Here is a 13509-nt window from a genome sequence, read left to right on the forward strand (position 1 = left end):
TCTCCCCATGAGTTATCCACAGCGTCATCCACACCTGAGGAAAAGACAGAAGATCTGTGGATAACTCTGTGGAGAGTTGACGCCGGTGTGATCAGGTGAGTACGGAAAGGTCGGCCGTACGGATCGCGATCAAGGCTGTGGCCAGCAAGAACACCACCACACAGGTGCCCCACTGGATGAATGTGCGATTCCGCGCGCCCATGTCCCTGGAAGGCCACAGGAAGCCCGCCGCGACCAGTACACCGGTGACCAAACCACCGATATGGGCCTGCCAGGACACGTTCAGCCCCGGTGCGAAGGTCAGCACCAGCATCAGTACGGCCATGGTGATGAGCGGGCGCATTTCGTACCGCATCCGGCGGAACAGCACCACGGTGGCACCCAGCAGGCCGAATACGGCGCCGGAGGCACCGAGGGTCGCGACGTTCGGTGCCGTCAGCAGATAGACCATCGCGCTGCCGCCCAGGGCCGACAGCAGGTACACCGCGAGATAGCGGGCCCGGCCGAGCGCCTGCTCCAGCGGTCCGCCGATGAACCACAGGGCGAGCATGTTGCTGAAGATGTGCCACAGCTGCACGTGCAGGAAGGCCGAGGTCAGCAACCGGTAGTACTCGCCCGTGGAGACTCCCTCGAGCGGCCCGCCCACCAGCTCCCGGTACCGGCCCAGGAGCTCCAGCTGGATCGCCAGCCCGGGGAAGAGGAATCCCGCGAGGAACACCGCCACGTTGATCCCGATCAGGATCTTGGTGACCAGGTACGGATCGGCAGCGACGACCCCGCCCGCGATCGTCCGCGGAGCGTTGGCCGCCCGGCCGTGGCCCGTTCCCGAGCCCCCACGGACGCACTCGGGGCACTGGAAGCCGACCGAGGCGCTGACCATGCAGTCGGGGCAGATCGGCCGCTCACAGCGCGTACAGCTGATCCCGGTCTCACGGTCCGGGTGCCGGTAGCAGCCCGGAAGACGGTCGGTGTCCATCGGTCCCCTCGGTCGGCGCAGAACGCGGCGGAGCGGCAGGTCCGCCCGCGCCCGTCCGGTACGTATCGAGGACGGACGGGCGGGGCCGAAAGGTTCCCCTGCGGTCAGGCGCGCTTCTCGATGACGACGGAGTGGATGATCACGTCGTCGAGGGGGCGCTCGGTGCGCGGGTTGGTGGGACCCGCGGCGATGGCGTCGACGATCTTCTGGCTGGCCTTGTCGCCGATCTCGCCGAAGATGGTGTGCTTGCGCGTCAGCCAGGCGGTGGGGGCGACGGTGATGAAGAACTGCGAGCCGTTGGTGCCCGGGCCGGCATTCGCCATCGCGAGCAGGTAGGGCTTGGTGAAGGCCAGGTCGGGGTGGAACTCGTCGGCGAACGCGTAGCCGGGGCCGCCGGTGCCGTTGCCCAGCGGGTCGCCGCCCTGGATCATGAACCCGCTGATGACGCGGTGGAAGACGGTGCCGTCGTAGAGCGGGTCCGTCGTCTTCTGGCCGTCCGTGGGACGCGTCCACTCGCGCTCACCGGTGGCGAGTTCCACGAAGTTGCGCACGGTCTTCGGAGCGAAGTTCGGCAGAAGCTCGATCTCGATGTCGCCGTGGTTGGTCTTCAGGGTGGCGTAGAGCTTCTCGGCCACGGATCTGCCTTCCTCGCGTCGTCACTGTCGGTTTCAGATCCTCGCACGGAGAGCTGCACGGGGCGGAAATCGTCCACCGTATGCCCTGTCACGCATGCCGGTCGGCGGTATGAGAGGCATGATCCGACAAAGGGTGGAAAGGTGAACTGTGTCCGCCACCGAGGAGGAGGATCCCCCGTGACCCGCAAGGAAAGCGTGCACCTGGCAGCGATGAGTGCCAGGGATACGGCGCGGCACGCAGCAGAAGTGGTGGCGCCGTACGCGGAATCCGCCAAGCACGCTGCGGTGCATTACGCCCACGAAGCGAATGAACGGCTCGCACCGAAGGTGTCGTACGCGGCCGGCGAGGCTGCCAGACATGCCCGCCACACGTACGGCTGCCACGTACAGCCCCGGCTCAAATCGGCGCGCTCCCATGTTCCGCCGAACGTCGACCGGGCGGCGTCCAACGCCGTGAAGCAGACCCGTCTGGCGGCCGTCCAGGCAATGGAGTACACGCAGCCGCGGCTGGAGAGCGCCCTCGCGGCGGCCCAGCCGGTGGCCGAGGAGGCCGCGTCCCGGTCGACGGCGGCGCTGGCGGCGCTGCGCGGCCAGGTGTCGGCCAAGGAGGTCAGGAAGCTCGTGCGCAGCCACGAGCGGCGTGCGCGCTGCGGCCGGTGGTTCAAGGGAGCGGCGGTCGTCGGCGTCCTGGCCGGCGGGGCCTACGCCGCGTGGCGCTGGTGGGACCAGCAGTCGAACCCGGACTGGCTCGTCGAGCCGCCGGCCGCGACCGAGCTGTCGGCGCGCGAGGAGGCTCCGGCCCCCTACGACGAGGAACTTCGGGAGAAGGAACGCGAGGCGAGGAACACCGCGTCCAGCCTGGAGGCCGAGGCCGAGGCCGTGCAGGAGCGGATCGACGCGGAAGACGCGAAGCGCAAGCACCGCTGAGGAACGCGGAAGAACGAAGAGCGGGGCCCGGATCCTGGGAGAGGATCCGGGCCCCGCCTCTTTCGTTGCGTTTCGTGCGCTGCGGTCAGTTGGGGAGGGTGAGCTTCATCCCCGGGTGGATCATGTCGGGGTTCGAGCCGATGACGCCCTTGTTCATGGCGTAGAGCTCGCGCCAGCGGCCCTCGTTGCCGAGCTCACGGCGGGCGATCGCGGAGAGCGAGTCGCCCGAGCGGACGGTGTACGTGCGCTGCGGCTTGGGCGCCGGCTTCGGCATCGGCGCCGCGGGCACCGCCTTGTGCGCGGCGGAGGCCGGCGTGGGCGTGTGCGCGGCGGGGCGTGCGGCCGGGGGCGCCGGTGCGGCCTTGGGCGGCATCGGTGCGGGCTTGGGCGGCGCCGCTGCCGCCATGCGTTCGGCGGCCGCCTTGGTCGCCGCTGCCGCGTCGGTGTACTTGGTCCCGGTGTCGCCGGGCATCGCGGCCGGCGGCGCAGGGGTGGCCGAGGCCTGCTGTTGCACCTGCTCAGCCGCCTTCTGGGCGGCCTTCTCGGCTTCTTCCTTCTTCTTGTCGGACCTCATGAAGTCGAACAGTCCCATGTGCGTACGCCTCCGGCATGGTGGTGCCCCCCTGGGCTGAGTCCCTTGTTCCACTGTCTGCCAGAAGGTCCGGGACGGCCCTGTGACGGGGCCATCCGGGGGATGCCGGCCGGTTACTGGCGGGCCCTGCGGGCCGGCCTCGGGCTCTCCGACGGAGTCTCCAGATCGCCCTTGACCAGCAGGTTCAGTACCCGGAGCACGGCCTCGCGGTCCGCGTCGGCGAGGGAGCCGAGGGCTTCGGCGTGTACCTGGTCGACGATGCGGCTGCTCTCCTGCGCCAGGGCCGCGCCCTTCTCCGTGACGAAGATGACGCGGGCCCGGCGGTCCGTGCCGGACTGCCGCCGCTCGGCCAGTCCGGCCTTCTCCAGGGCGTCGACGGTGACGACCATCGTCGTCTTGTCCATGCCCCCGATCTCGGCGAGCTGGATCTGCGTCCGCTCCTCGCCCAGCGCGTGCACGAGCACGCAGTGCATCCGTGCCGTGAGCCCGATCCGGTCGAGTGCGGCCGCCATCCGCGTGCGCAGGACGTGGCTGGTGTGGTCCAGGAGGAAGGAGAGGTCCGGCTCGTTCTGCGCGGGCGCCATGGCTGTCATGTCCGCCAGTCTAGCAATTCAGTCTCCAATAGATCGTCTGCAACAGAACTATCTGATACGGTCTCATCAAGTCAGCCGCTCTCACCGCCTGCCGATCACCGATTGGGGACCACAGATGCCTGCCACCGCCGCTCCCGCTCCCTCCGCTCCGGCTCCCGCCTCCTCAGCACCGGCCACCCCGGACACACCTGCCACACCTGCCGCACCTGCCGCACCCGCCGCCCCGCGCGGGCTGCGCTCCCGGTGGACCGCCCTCGGGGTGCTGTCCACCGGGGTGCTGATGACCGTCCTCGACGGCAGCATCGTCACCGTCGCGATGCCGGCCATCCAGAAGGACCTGGGCTTCACCCCCGCCGGACTCAGCTGGGTCGTCAACGCCTACCTGATCGCCTTCGGCAGCCTGCTGCTCCTCGCCGGCCGGCTCGGCGACCTCATCGGCCGCAAGCGGATGTTCCTGGCGGGGACCGGCGTCTTCACCGGGGCCTCGCTGCTCGCCGGATTCGCCGGGTCGCCCGAGGTGCTGATCGCCGCCCGGTTCCTGCAGGGCCTCGGCAGCGCCGTGGCCGCCGCCGTCAGCCTGGGCATCCTCATCACGCTGTTCACCGAACCGCGCGAGCGGGCCAAGGCCATCGCCGTCTTCTCCTTCACCGGCGCGGCAGGAGCCTCCCTGGGCCAGGTGCTCGGCGGTGTCCTGACCGATGCCCTGGACTGGCACTGGATCTTCTTCATCAACCTGCCCATAGGACTGGCCGCCCTCGCACTGGCCCTGCCCGCACTCCCCGCCGACAGCGCTCACGCCCGGCCGGGGCTGCGCGCCGGAGCCGACGTCATCGGCGCCCTCCTGGTCACCGCGGGCTTGATGCTCGGCATCTTCACCGTCGTCGAGGTGGAGCGCTACGGCTGGGTCTCCGCCCACACCCTCGGCCTCGGCGCCCTCTCGGTCGCCCTGCTCGCCGGCTTTGCCGCACGCCAGGCCACGGCCCGCACCCCGCTGGTACCGCTGCGGATCTTCCGCTCGCGGACCGTGGTCGGCGCGAACCTGGTCCAGATGCTGATGGTGGCCGCGCTGTTCTCCTTCCAGGTCCTGGTCGCCCTGTACCTCCAGAACGTGCTCGGCTACGGAGCCGCCGAGACCGGCCTGGCCATGCTCCCGGCGGCCGTGGTCATCGGCGGGGTCTCCCTCTTCGCCTCCGCCCCGCTGAACGCCCGCTTCGGCGAGCGGGCCGTCCTCCTCGCCGGACTCGCCCTGCTGGTGGCCGCCCTGGGTCTGCTGACCTGGCTCCCGGTCCGCGCGGACTACGTCACCGACCTGCTCCCCGTGATGCTGCTGGCCGCCGGCTTCGGTCTGGCCCTGCCCGCCCTCACCGCGCTCGGGATGTCCGGCGCCGACGAGCAGGACGCGGGCCTCGCCTCGGGCCTGTTCAACACCACCCAGCAGATCGGCATGGCACTCGGTGTCGCCGTCCTCTCCACCCTGGCCGCCGCCCGCACCGACTCGGCCCTCGCCACCGGCCTCGACCGCGCCGCGGCCCTGACCTCCGGCTACCACCTGGCCTTCGGCATCGGAGCCGGTCTGATGCTCACGGCACTCGTGGCGGCGGCGACCCTACTGCGGACCGGCCCGCGCCGGTGACTCCCTGTCGTTCCCGCCATTCCTGCCCGATGTTTCACGTGAAACATCGGGCAGGCCCGTTCCTACTTCACGAACAGCCCGTTGAGCGTCCCGTAGTCGACCGCCCCTTCGAGGGCCCCGTACGTCCCCTGCTCCAGCACCTCCACCGCCGCGGCGCGGGCCGCCGTGTACGCCGCCTGCGCCACCCCGGTCCCGACACTGACCCGGCGCACTCCGGCCTTCGCCAGCTCGGCGACGGACGGACCGCCCGGCCCGGCCATCGCGTTGACCGGCAGCGGGCCCCGCGCGATCTCGCCCAGGGTGTCCAGGTCCAGCAGCCCCGGCACGAAGATCCCGTCGGCCCCGGCGGCCGCGTACGCCTCCACCCGCGCGAGGACGTCGGCGAGGCGGCCGGACTCCTCGCCGATCCCGAACAGGAAGACGTCGGTACGGGCGTTGATCACCAGCTCCGGCAGGCCGGCCGCGGTGGCCGCCGCACGGGCGGCGCGGATCCGGTCGGCCTGCTCCGCGGCGGTGCGGAGCGTACCGTCGGCCGCCTTCGAGTCCTCCAGGTTGATCCCGACGGCGCCCACCGCCACCACCTCGCGCACGGTGGCCGCGACGTCCTCGTAGCCGCCCTCGATGTCCACGGTGACCGGGACCTCCACGGCCGCCACGATCCGCGCGGCCGCCGCCAGCATCTCCGCCTTCGTCGCGTGCTGTCCGTCCCCACGGCCGATCGACCAGGCCACGCCCCCGCTGGTGGTGGCGATCGCCACCGCCCCGGCCGACTCGATCACCGCCGCACTGCCCGCGTCCCAGGCATTGGGCAGGACGAGCAGCCCCTCGCCCAGTTCCCTCAGCCGCCGGGCCTTCTCGGTGCTCTTCGCTTCCACGGTCATGCGAACTCTCCTCAACTGAAAGGTCCCTAAGGACCCGTCACATACGTCCACGGAAAGGGGACTTTAACCGGGGAGTGCGCTGGTCATCCGGCGGTTTAACGACCGGTGCCTGTTACCCGGCCATGACAGGACGACCACGTTCCGGTCGATCAGGATCCGTAGATTTCTCATCAGCAGCCCCGCAGACCTGACCGGACGAAACCCCGACAGAGACACCGCGGCATGCGACTCTCCACCCTCCCCGACCATGCTCCAAGGAGTCGTTATGCGTACCGCCCTCCGCACCTCGATCGTCACCGCCGCCCTCGCCGGAGCCCTCCTGGCCCCCGCCGCGACGGCCATCGCCGCGCCCGCCCAGGCTGCGCAGTCCGTGACCGCGGTGTCGGCGGACCCTTCGGGCAACGACCGCTACAACGGTGAGATCGTCCCGCTCGGCAAGGGCAAGATCGCGGTGCTGCGCAACAAGTCCGAGGGCCCGGAGGTCTGGATCCGCTCCGTCGGCACCGGCTGGAAGCCGGGCGACGGCTGGGCCGGCCGCGTCCTGGCGAAGCTCGACCTCACCCACACCCTGGCCGTGCTCGACGGCGTCCAGTACAAGCTCACGAACAAGGGCGAGGGCTTCGACATCCGCGTCCTGGGCGAGGGTGCCTCGAGCTTCCAGCTGATGCCGAAGGCGGAGCCCGCCGCCAAGCCGTCCGTCAAGCCGTCGGTGAAGCCGTCCGCGAAGCCTTCGGTCAAGCCCTCCGCCAAGCCCGCCACGGACGCGAAGCCGCAGACGGTCGTCGTCCCCAAGGGCCCGGTCGCCGCGGGCGCCGAAGTCGCCCCCCGGGACGACGTGAACACCGCTGCCCTCGGCGCCGGCCTCGTCGCGGTGTTCGCCGGACTCGCCACCGCCCTGACGCTGCGCGCCCGCAAGGCCCGTACCCGCGCCTGACCCCGTCCGGGACCGGTCATGGCCGGGCGCGGACGGCCGGAATCCATTGTCCGGAAGTCCGCCGCAGGGAAATCTCCTCTCTTGTGAACCGCGCCAAGGTTGGAGAGACCATGCAGTCCCCGCTCATACGTTCCTTCTCGCAGCTCGACACGCTGGACCCGAACCGTCCCGTCGTCACCCTGTTCAGCGGTGGCCTCGACAGTTCGTACCTGCTGCTGCGGCTGCGCCGCATGGGCGTCCGCGACGTGCACGCCGTCAGCGTCGACATCGGCGAGGACGAGTCGAGCCAGTACAAGCGCCAGGTGGCGGAGGCGCTCGGTGCGACCATCCACATCCTCGACCGGCGCGAGGAGTTCGCAGGCCAGTACGTCGCCCCCGCGATCGCCGCCCAGGCCGTCTACCTCGGCATCCACCCGGTCAGCTCCACCCTCAGCCGCCCGCTCATCGCCCGCAGCGCGGTGGACCTGGCCCGCGCCCTCGGCGCCCAGACCGTCCTGCACACCGCGAACCGCTCGCAGAACACCCTGCGCCGGCTCAACGGCGCGCTGACCCTGCTCGGCTGGGAGGGCAGCTTCGGCAGCCCGTACGACCTGGACCCGGTCACCCGTGAGGAGAAGCTGGTCGAGCTGCGGTCCGCGGGGATCGACCTGCTCGCCGGCCGGATCGTCAGCGGCGACTCCAACCTGTGGTGCCGCGAGTTCGAGTCGGGCATCCTCGACGACCCGGAGCGCCACGCGGTCCCGGAGGACATGTACACCTGGAGCCGGCCCACCGCCCTGCCCGGCGACTCCGAGACCCTGACCGTCTCCATCGAGCGCGGGCTCCCGGTCGCCGTCGACGGGGTGCCGATGTCGCTCACCGACCTGATCGACCAGCTCAACCACCGCGTGGGCGCCTACGGTCTCGGCCGCTACTCCGGCCTGGAGCACCTGGACCACGGCGAGAAGGTGCTGGAGATCCGCGAGATGCCCGGCGCCTACCTGCTGCTGAGCAGCTACCGGCACGTCGAGAGCGCCTGCCTGGACGCCGAACTCATCCGGGAGAAGCGCCACTTGGAGCAGGTCTGGGTGCGCGAGGCGCTGGAAGGCCGCTGGTTCGGCGACCTCCGCCTCACCGTCCAGGCGTTCATGGACACGTGCGCCGCCCGCACCACCGGCTCGGTGACCTGGCGGCTGCGGACCGGCGGGGCGGAGACCCGGGCCATCAACGCCGTCAAGCCGCTGTACCTGCGGGACCGCGAGGCCTGGGAGGAGCGGGCGATCGAAGCCGAGTCCGCGCCGTTCGCCCGCGCCGACTCCCTGCTCACGGCCGTCTGAGGCCGTTTCCCTTCCCCGCGCGCATTCCCGCGCGGAGGGATTCCCTTACGGGTCCCCGTACGGATCCCCGTACCGACCGTTCTTCCTCGTTTCCACGGAGCACTTCCATGAGCACTGCCGCTTCCACCACGCACCCCGTCGCGCTCGACGCCACCGCCGCCCTCGCCGGATCCGGCGGGCACCTGATGCCCTCCCGGGCCCTCTCCGACCTGGTCGACGCCGACGCCTCCGACTGGGCCCGCTTCGCCGCCCACTGGGACGAGCTGACGCTCGACACGCACATGGCCGACGGCGGCACCTACCGCTTCCGCCGCTACGGCCAGTTCGAGCTCGACGCGGACTCCGGCGAGCTCAGCCTGCTCCCCCACGAGCCCTACCGCCAGGAAACCGACGTCAACCCCCTCAACGGCGGTGTGGAGCGCGTCTTCGACCCGCTGACCGGCGCCTTCGTGGGCGACCAGCTCCTGCGGTCGGTCCTGGTCGAACTGGGCCGCATCTTCACGGCGGTCGACGGCACGAAGACCTGGAACATCAAGCTCCACCCGTACCGGATCATCGCCTCCGCCGACCAGGAGGGGCAGCCGGCCCCCGAGGGCCGCCACCGCGACGGCGTCACCTTCATCACCTCGCTGATGATCGGCCGGACCAACGTCACCGGCGGCGAGAGCGGCGTCTACACCGACGCCGGCGAGCACCTGCTCACCACCACGCTGACCGAGCCCGGCGACCTCCTGCTCGGCGACGACCGCCGGACCCTGCACTCGGTGACCGGGCTGCAGCCCGTCGACCCCCAGACGGCCGCCCACCGCGACGTCCTGGTGATCGCCTACACCGCCCGCTGAGCGCGCACCCCGCGCTCCGCCCCTCCCCCACACCCCGTAGGAGTAGTCCCGATGACCGCCACCGCCACCGCCCGGGCCCGCCGCGCCTGGCTGACCGATCTGCCCGTACTGCTGGTCGCAGTGGTGTGGGGATCGAGCTACCTGGCCGCCAAGGGCGTCACCACCACCCAGACCGTGCTGGCCGTGCTGGTGCTGCGGTTCGCGGTGGCGCTGCCCGTGCTCGTCATCGCCGGGTGGCGCAAGCTCCGCGCCCTCAGCGGGGCGCAGGTGCGCGGCGCGGGCGTCCTCGGGCTGATCCTCGCCGGGATCTTCCTGCTGGAGACCTACGGGGTGGTGCACACCTCGGCGACCAACGCCGGACTCATCATCAGCCTCACGATGATCTTCACCCCGATCGCGGAGAGCCGGATCCGCGGGACGGCGCTGCCGCGCCCGTTCATGGCCGCGGCCGGGCTGTCCGTGGCGGGCGTCCTGCTGCTGACCCAGGGGGCCGGCTTCACCGCGCCCTCCCTCGGCGACCTGCTGATGCTGGGCGCGGCCCTGGCCCGGACCGTCCACGTCCTCGCCATGTCGCGGATGAAGTCGGTGCGGGGCGCGGACTCGATGTCGATGACCACGCTCCAACTCGGCAGCGCGGTCGCGGTGTTCGCCCTGCTGTCCTTCGCCCCGGGCACCGGGGGCACCCCGTGGGCGGCCGCCGCCGCGTTCGACGTGTCCGACTGGCTCTGGCTGGTCTACCTGTCCGTGTTCTGCACGCTCTTCGCCTTCTTCACGCAGATGTGGGCCGTCCGCAAGACCTCGCCCTCGCGGGTCAGCCTCCTGCTCGGCACCGAGCCCGTGTGGGCCGCCGTGTTCGGCATCGCACTGGCCGGGGACCGGCCCGGACTGCTCGGCCTGGCGGGCGCCCTGCTGGTCCTCGCGGGCACCGCCTGGGGCCGCACGGCCGCCGCCGGCCCGGCCGCCGCGGACGAGACCACCGCGGTGGAAACCACCGCGGACGGGCACGCCGCCGAGGAGACCGCCGCGGCCACCGCCTCAGTCGTCGAGCCAGCCCAGACGGACCGCGCACACTCCGGCCTGGAACCGGCTGGCCGCGCCTAGCCGTTCGGTCAGCTCGGAGACGAGACGGCGGACCGTGCGCTCGGACACCCCGAGCTTGCGGGCCATCGTCTCGTCCGTCAGTCCGCCCTCCAGCATCCGCAGCAGCTCGCGGTGGCGTCCGGTGGGCTGCCACCCACCCTCGCCCTCCGGGGCCGCCGGGCTCGTCGCGGTAGCGGCCTCGCCCAGCACGCTGGCGGCCGCCCAGCAGTGCTCGAAGATCCCGCGCAGCACGCCGACCAGCGTCTCCCCGCGCAGTACGACGGCGGCGATGTCCCCGTCCACCGGTTCGGGGGCCGGGACGATGGCCAGGGAGCGGTCCACCACGATCAGCCGCAGGGGCAGGGTGTGTGCGGTGCGCACCTGGGCCCCTGCGGTGTTCAGCCTGCGCAGGTACGCGGTCATGTGCGGCACCGCGGCGGCCGAACCCAGGTGGATGGTACGGATCTGCACCCCGCGGCCGAGCGCCAGCCGGTCCCGCTCCAGGCCCGCTTCGACCATCTCGGCCGGCAGTGCCCGGCCCGGGTGCAGGGACAGCACCTCGCGCTCGACCCGCTGCGAGGCGTCCTCCAGGGCGGCCGAGACGTTGGCGGCTCCGGTGACCACCTCCATCTGTACGGAGGACAGTTCCCGGGCGTGCACCGGCTGGAAGTCCGTGACGACCTGGGCGAGCGCGGCCCGGGTCTGCTGCACGGCCGAGATCAGGGCCCCGGTGTGCTGTTCCTCCTCCAGCAGGAGGTTGCGCAGTGCCGTGTCCGGGGCCAGCGCCGTCCAGCCGTTGCGGGTCTCCGGCGAGGGGACGAACAGGCCGAGCCGGTTGAGCAGCCGCAGGACGTCCGCGAACTCCGGGTCGGTCCAACCGCGTTCCACGGTGACGAGCTCCGGCCGCCACGACGCGTCGTCCAGCGCGATCCGGTACAGCTCCTGGGCCTTGACCCGTACGTCGTCCAACACCGCCCCCTCGGCTTGACGAACCATCCCCCACGGTTCGCACCCGCGATCCTAGGAAGGGGTCCGCATCACGGCCAGCCTGGTCCGGCATACGGACATCCGCAGAGGTCGCAGGGGCCGCGGCAGCGCCCGCCGTGTCCGCCCCTGGCCATGGCCGGTCCCGGAACTTCGCATCCGTAGCCACCGCCGAACCGCCCACAGCATGCTGGTTCCACACCACAGCACACATCGTTCCGGGGGTTCTCCATGTCTCGTGTCCGCACCGCTCTGCTCGTCGTGATCGCCGCCGCCTTCGTCCTCGGCGGAGCCCCCGCGGCCCTCGCCGCGCCGCAGCCGGAGGCTGCCGCGACCGACTCCTTCATCTGGGGCTGACCATGACGAGGCGACCGGAAGTAGCGGTCGTCGCCCCACTGACCGGCCCCCGGGCCGCCTGGGGGGCGGCGCTCCTCGGAGGGATCGAGCGGGCGAGGACCGAGCACCCCGCGGCGGCCGACTGGCGCGTGCACGACGAGACCATGGGGGTCGAGGACGAGGTCGTGGCCGGGGACTACGCGGCGGTGGTCGGACACAGCGACCCGGCCCGCGGCAAGGCCGTGGCCGCGGCCTACGGGGCGGCGGGGCTGACCTGCCTGCTGCCCTTCCTGCAGCCCGAGGCCACCGCGCTCAGCTGGGCCCCCGACGAGGACTCCCTGCCGCGCCTGATCGTCGAGGGGGCGGTCGCACTGGGGGCGGTCTCCCTCTCGGCACTGCACGACGGCAGCGCGCAGTGGACGGAACTGGCCCGCCGGGTGGGCCAGGAGGCCGCCGCTGCCGGACTGGCCACGGCACCGTCCGCGGCCCCGTCCACCGCCGCCGCTTCGAAGGACGTCCTGGCGGTACTGGCCCCCCAGGAACTCTGCCTGCGCCTCGCCCGCGCGGTGGCGCCCAGGGGCCCGGTACTGATCCCCGCCGACTGCGGACTCGCCACCTTCGGCTCCCTCGACGCGTACGCGGCGGGCCTCGAAGTCTGGGCCGTCCACGCGCACTCCTGCGCGGTGCGCCGGGCCGACAGCGCGGTCACGGCACTCGCCCGGACCCTCACCGCCTCACCGGACCTGCGCGGCCCGGCACTGACCGAAGCGGTACGGGCGAACTCGGGCGTCCTGCTGACTCCCCGGGGCGCACCCCTCGGCGAAGGCTGGCGCATCTCCCGGCTCCACGAACTGTGCCGCCGCCCGGGCCCCCGCTGACCCGGGGCCCCTGGGTGCCAGGGCATGAAAAAACCCTGCCTGACCGGCGTTTCCGCTGGTCAGGCAGGGTTTCTTGACTGTGGAGCCTAGGAGATTCGAACTCCTGACATCTGCCTTGCAAAGGCAGCGCTCTACCAACTGAGCTAAGGCCCCGTACGCGGGCACGGCCGTTCCCCGGGAGGGAGTGACCGTTCCTTAGGACAGAGTACCGGGTGTACCCCCTCATCCCGCAAAATGATAGGGACTCCCGCCCCGCGACCACTCTCCGTAAGATGCTCGCGAGGTTCGCACCAGCGAAGGGGAGTAGTAAGAGTGGACGCAGTACAGCAAGAGGCGACCGCCAGAGCCAGGGAACTCCAGCGGAGTTGGTACGGGGAGCCGCTCGGCGCGCTCTTCCGCCGGCTCATAGATGACCTCGGTTTGAACCAGGCCCGCCTCGCTGCCGTCCTCGGGCTGTCGGCTCCGATGCTGTCCCAGCTGATGAGCGGTCAGCGGGCGAAGATCGGAAACCCCGCCGTGGTCCAGCGGGTTCAGGCTCTCCAGGATCTCGCCGGCCAGGTGGCCGACGGGAGCGTCAGCGCCGGAGAGGCCACCGACCGGATGGACGAGATCAAGAAGACCCAGGGAGGTTCCGTCCTCAGCAACAGCACCAGCCAGGCCGCCACCGGTTCCGGCGCACCCACCGTCAAGCGCGTCGTGCGCGAGATCCAGTCGCTGCTGCGCTCGGTCTCCGCGGCGGGCGACATCATCGACGCGGCGGACACCCTCGCCCCTACCCACCCGGAACTGGCAGAGTTTCTCCGGGTGTACGGAGCGGGCCGCACCTCCGACGCCGTCGCGCACTACGAGGCGCACCAGAACTGACACGCCACGCAGGCGACGGACGCGGCTGACGACGGGGG

The 13509-nt window shown here is 71.4% G+C and carries 15 protein-coding genes and 1 tRNA gene; 9 read left to right on the top strand and 7 right to left on the bottom strand.

Annotation, left to right across the window (positions count from 1 at the left end; translation table 11 throughout):
- Positions 1–91 precede the first annotated feature (91 nt).
- Both ACZ60J_RS29215 and ACZ60J_RS29220 read right to left on the bottom strand, forming a co-directional pair.
- Positions 92–976, bottom strand: a complete 885-nt coding sequence (locus ACZ60J_RS29215; RefSeq protein ID WP_469686403.1) for a rhomboid family intramembrane serine protease — start codon at positions 974–976, stop codon at positions 92–94.
- Between the two features lie 104 nt (positions 977–1080).
- Positions 1081–1611 carry a peptidylprolyl isomerase gene (locus ACZ60J_RS29220; protein WP_469686405.1) on the bottom strand — a complete coding sequence of 177 codons (531 nt, stop codon included), beginning with the start codon at positions 1609–1611 and terminating at the stop codon, positions 1081–1083.
- A gap of 177 nt (positions 1612–1788) precedes the next feature.
- Between ACZ60J_RS29220 and ACZ60J_RS29225 the strand changes: the two genes are divergently transcribed.
- A complete protein-coding gene (locus ACZ60J_RS29225) occupies positions 1789–2538 on the top strand; it encodes a DUF5324 family protein (RefSeq protein ID WP_469686406.1) in 750 nt (249 codons plus the stop codon).
- Between the two features lie 85 nt (positions 2539–2623).
- On the opposite strand, the gene ACZ60J_RS29230 is transcribed toward ACZ60J_RS29225, so the two are convergent.
- Together ACZ60J_RS29230 and ACZ60J_RS29235 are read right to left on the bottom strand one after the other, a co-directional pair.
- Positions 2624–3130, bottom strand: a complete 507-nt coding sequence (locus ACZ60J_RS29230) for a LysM peptidoglycan-binding domain-containing protein (RefSeq protein WP_469686407.1) — start codon at positions 3128–3130, stop codon at positions 2624–2626.
- A gap of 113 nt (positions 3131–3243) precedes the next feature.
- Positions 3244–3723: a MarR family winged helix-turn-helix transcriptional regulator gene (locus ACZ60J_RS29235; protein ID WP_469686409.1), complete on the bottom strand. Its 480-nt coding sequence runs from the start codon at positions 3721–3723 to the stop codon at positions 3244–3246.
- A gap of 115 nt (positions 3724–3838) precedes the next feature.
- Here ACZ60J_RS29235 and ACZ60J_RS29240 point away from each other — a divergent pair, with 115 nt between their 5' ends.
- Positions 3839–5356, top strand: a complete 1518-nt coding sequence (locus ACZ60J_RS29240) for an MFS transporter (protein WP_469686411.1) — start codon at positions 3839–3841, stop codon at positions 5354–5356.
- Between the two features lie 62 nt (positions 5357–5418).
- On the opposite strand, the gene ACZ60J_RS29245 is transcribed toward ACZ60J_RS29240, so the two are convergent.
- Positions 5419–6237 carry an isocitrate lyase/PEP mutase family protein gene (locus ACZ60J_RS29245; RefSeq protein WP_469686413.1) on the bottom strand — a complete coding sequence of 273 codons (819 nt, stop codon included), beginning with the start codon at positions 6235–6237 and terminating at the stop codon, positions 5419–5421.
- A 265-nt stretch (positions 6238–6502) separates the two neighbouring features.
- Between ACZ60J_RS29245 and ACZ60J_RS29250 the strand changes: the two genes are divergently transcribed.
- From ACZ60J_RS29250 to ACZ60J_RS29265, 4 genes are all read left to right on the top strand, one after another.
- Positions 6503–7171, top strand: a complete 669-nt coding sequence (locus ACZ60J_RS29250; RefSeq protein ID WP_469686415.1) for a hypothetical protein — start codon at positions 6503–6505, stop codon at positions 7169–7171.
- A gap of 110 nt (positions 7172–7281) precedes the next feature.
- The gene (locus tag ACZ60J_RS29255; protein WP_469686417.1) at positions 7282–8487 is read left to right on the top strand and encodes an argininosuccinate synthase-related protein; all 1206 of its coding nucleotides are present in this window, start codon (positions 7282–7284) and stop codon (positions 8485–8487) included.
- Positions 8488–8594: 107 nt separating this feature from the next.
- On the top strand, positions 8595–9329 hold the full coding sequence (locus tag ACZ60J_RS29260) for a 2OG-Fe dioxygenase family protein (protein WP_469686418.1): 735 nt from the start codon (positions 8595–8597) through the stop codon (positions 9327–9329).
- A 51-nt stretch (positions 9330–9380) separates the two neighbouring features.
- Positions 9381–10430 (top strand): DMT family transporter, encoded by a 1050-nt coding sequence (locus tag ACZ60J_RS29265; RefSeq protein WP_469686420.1) that lies wholly within the window; start codon positions 9381–9383, stop codon positions 10428–10430.
- Here ACZ60J_RS29265 and ACZ60J_RS29270 read toward each other — a convergent pair.
- On the bottom strand, positions 10365–11378 hold the full coding sequence (locus ACZ60J_RS29270; protein WP_469686422.1) for a LuxR C-terminal-related transcriptional regulator: 1014 nt from the start codon (positions 11376–11378) through the stop codon (positions 10365–10367). The genes ACZ60J_RS29265 and ACZ60J_RS29270 overlap by 66 nt on opposite strands.
- 246 nt (positions 11379–11624) lie before the next feature.
- Between ACZ60J_RS29270 and ACZ60J_RS29275 the strand changes: the two genes are divergently transcribed.
- Together ACZ60J_RS29275 and ACZ60J_RS29280 are read left to right on the top strand one after the other, a co-directional pair.
- Entirely contained in the window at positions 11625–11750 is a 126-nt protein-coding gene (locus tag ACZ60J_RS29275) for a hypothetical protein (RefSeq protein ID WP_469686423.1), read from the top strand.
- 2 nt (positions 11751–11752) lie between these two features.
- The gene (locus ACZ60J_RS29280) at positions 11753–12607 is read left to right on the top strand and encodes a hypothetical protein (protein WP_469686425.1); all 855 of its coding nucleotides are present in this window, start codon (positions 11753–11755) and stop codon (positions 12605–12607) included.
- Between the two features lie 80 nt (positions 12608–12687).
- Here the strand turns inward: ACZ60J_RS29280 and ACZ60J_RS29285 are convergent.
- Positions 12688–12760 (bottom strand) — tRNA-Ala (locus ACZ60J_RS29285).
- A gap of 159 nt (positions 12761–12919) precedes the next feature.
- On the opposite strand from ACZ60J_RS29285, the gene ACZ60J_RS29290 reads away from it, so the two are divergent.
- Positions 12920–13471: a helix-turn-helix domain-containing protein gene (locus tag ACZ60J_RS29290; RefSeq protein ID WP_243331094.1), complete on the top strand. Its 552-nt coding sequence runs from the start codon at positions 12920–12922 to the stop codon at positions 13469–13471.
- Positions 13472–13509: the final 38 nt, after the last annotated feature.

It is taken from the genome of Streptomyces sp. NPDC104226, assembly GCF_055584085.1.

Bases quoted from the DNA above. Each gene is read 5' to 3' on its own strand.
- ACZ60J_RS29280 (WP_469686425.1), top strand. From the start codon at position 11,753: ATGACGAGGCGACCGGAAGTAGCGGTCGTCGCCCCACTGACCGGCCCC.
- ACZ60J_RS29255 (WP_469686417.1), top strand. From the start codon at position 7,282: ATGCAGTCCCCGCTCATACGTTCCTTCTCGCAGCTCGACACGCTGGAC.
- ACZ60J_RS29240 (WP_469686411.1), top strand. From the start codon at position 3,839: ATGCCTGCCACCGCCGCTCCCGCTCCCTCCGCTCCGGCTCCCGCCTCC.
- ACZ60J_RS29260 (WP_469686418.1), top strand. From the start codon at position 8,595: ATGAGCACTGCCGCTTCCACCACGCACCCCGTCGCGCTCGACGCCACC.
- ACZ60J_RS29265 (WP_469686420.1), top strand. From the start codon at position 9,381: ATGACCGCCACCGCCACCGCCCGGGCCCGCCGCGCCTGGCTGACCGAT.
- ACZ60J_RS29230 (WP_469686407.1), bottom strand. From the start codon at position 3,130: ATGGGACTGTTCGACTTCATGAGGTCCGACAAGAAGAAGGAAGAAGCC.
- ACZ60J_RS29215 (WP_469686403.1), bottom strand. From the start codon at position 976: ATGGACACCGACCGTCTTCCGGGCTGCTACCGGCACCCGGACCGTGAG.
- ACZ60J_RS29275 (WP_469686423.1), top strand. From the start codon at position 11,625: ATGTCTCGTGTCCGCACCGCTCTGCTCGTCGTGATCGCCGCCGCCTTC.
- ACZ60J_RS29235 (WP_469686409.1), bottom strand. From the start codon at position 3,723: ATGACAGCCATGGCGCCCGCGCAGAACGAGCCGGACCTCTCCTTCCTC.
- ACZ60J_RS29245 (WP_469686413.1), bottom strand. From the start codon at position 6,237: ATGACCGTGGAAGCGAAGAGCACCGAGAAGGCCCGGCGGCTGAGGGAA.
- ACZ60J_RS29250 (WP_469686415.1), top strand. From the start codon at position 6,503: ATGCGTACCGCCCTCCGCACCTCGATCGTCACCGCCGCCCTCGCCGGA.